The sequence below is a fragment of the Streptomyces pathocidini genome (assembly GCF_001418495.1).
In the GTDB taxonomy this organism is placed as follows: Bacteria; Actinomycetota; Actinomycetes; order Streptomycetales; family Streptomycetaceae; genus Streptomyces; species Streptomyces pathocidini.
Genome location: NZ_LIQY01000664.1, coordinates 1 through 1848, shown reverse-complemented (window position 1 = coordinate 1848; position 1848 = coordinate 1). Strand labels below are relative to the sequence as shown.

At 69.9% G+C, this 1848-nt stretch carries 2 protein-coding genes; both read left to right on the top strand.

The window, feature by feature from the left end:
- Positions 1–334: LysM peptidoglycan-binding domain-containing protein (locus AOK16_RS24235; protein WP_157859339.1), on the top strand; the 334-nt coding region annotated here is incomplete at its 5' end.
- Between the two features lie 171 nt (positions 335–505).
- Positions 506–1798, top strand: coding sequence for a phosphopyruvate hydratase (gene eno / locus AOK16_RS24230; RefSeq protein WP_205627775.1), 1293 nt, complete (start codon positions 506–508; stop codon positions 1796–1798).
- The last annotated feature ends 50 nt before the right edge of the window (positions 1799–1848 follow it).

The window sequence follows — 1848 nt, the reverse complement described above, 5'->3', positions numbered from 1 at the left end:
CGTCGACACCGGCAGCTCGGACCGCGCCGCCTCCGGCAGCCAGTCCGCCGAGTCGACCGCCCCCGCCCCCCGCGCCGACCGCAGCAAGCGCCAGGCCGAGGCGCAGAAGGCCCCCGGGGCGGCCCCCGCCGCCCCGAAGCACGCCGCGCCGAAGGCCGACCGGACTGTCCGTAAGGGCGACGGCGAGTACAAGGTCGAGTCCGGCGACACCCTCGCCAAGATCGCCGACGCCCAGGGCGTCGAGGGCGGCTGGCACAAGCTCCACGAGCTGAACAGGGACGTCGTCCAGGACGCCGACCTGATCTACCCGGGCCAGCAGCTCCACCTGAGCTGAGCCGGCAGGGCCCCGGCCCCCAGAGGTTTCCGTTTTGCGGGCCTTTGGGGGCCTTTTCGTCTCGCCTGGAGGGCGAAGACCACCCCACGGCGCCGGGCCGGTTAGGCTCGTGCCCGCAGAAGCAGGGACCCCAGAGCCACCCTGCGTTCCAGCGTCACATCCCAGAAGGAGATGCTCGTGCCGTCCATCGACGTCGTCGTAGCCCGGGAAATCCTCGACTCGCGAGGCAACCCCACCGTCGAGGTCGAGGTCGGCCTCGACGACGGCAGCACCGGCCGTGCCGCCGTACCCTCCGGTGCCTCCACCGGTGCGTTCGAGGCCCTGGAGCTCCGCGACGGTGACAAGGGCCGTTACGGCGGCAAGGGCGTGGAGAAGGCCGTGCTCGCCGTCATCGAGCAGATCGGCCCGGAGCTCGTCGGCTACGACGCCACCGAGCAGCGGCTGATCGACCAGGCGATGTTCGACCTGGACGCCACCCCGGACAAGTCCTCGCTCGGCGCCAACGCCATCCTCGGCGTCTCGCTGGCCGTCGCGCACGCCGCCTCCGAGGCCTCCGACCTCCCGCTCTTCCGCTACCTCGGCGGGCCGAACGCGCACCTGCTGCCGGTCCCGATGATGAACATCCTCAACGGCGGCTCGCACGCCGACTCCAACGTGGACATCCAGGAGTTCATGATCGCGCCGATCGGCGCGGAGTCCTTCTCCGAGGCGCTGCGCTGGGGCACCGAGGTCTACCACACCCTGAAGTCAGTGCTGAAGGAGCGGGGCCTGTCCACCGGCCTCGGCGACGAGGGCGGCTTCGCCCCGAACCTGGACTCCAACCGCGAGGCCCTCGACCTGATCGTCGAGGCCATCAAGAAGGCCGGCTACCAGCCCGGCCAGGACATCGCGCTCGCGCTCGACGTCGCCGCCACCGAGTTCTACAAGGACGGCGCGTACACCTTCGAGGGCAAGACCCGCACCGCCGCCGAGATGACCTCGTACTACGCCGAACTGGTCGAGGCGTACCCGCTGGTCTCCATCGAGGACCCGCTGAACGAGGAGGACTGGGACGGCTGGCGCACCCTCACCGAAGAGCTGGGCGACAAGGTCCAGATCGTCGGCGACGACCTGTTCGTCACCAACCCGGAGCGCCTGGCCCGCGGCATCGAGAACAACACCGCCAACGCCCTGCTGGTCAAGGTCAACCAGATCGGCTCGCTGACCGAGACCCTGGACGCCGTCGAGCTGGCCCAGCGCAACGGCTTCAAGTGCATGATGTCCCACCGCTCCGGCGAGACCGAGGACGTCACCATCGCCGACCTGGCCGTCGCCACCAACTGCGGCCAGATCAAGACCGGCGCCCCGGCCCGCTCCGAGCGCGTCGCCAAGTACAACCAGCTGCTGCGCATCGAGGAGATCCTCGACGACGCCGCGGTGTACGCGGGACGGTCCGCCTTCCCACGGTTCCGCTCCGCGAACTAATCGGCGCAGCGCTCTGCGAACTGATCAAGCGCAGCGCTCTGCGAACTGAT

What these genes read in the sequence shown, in the direction of transcription:
- eno (WP_205627775.1), top strand. Translation starts at nt 506, where the DNA reads ATGCTCGTGCCGTCCATCGACGTCGTCGTAGCCCGGGAAATCCTCGAC.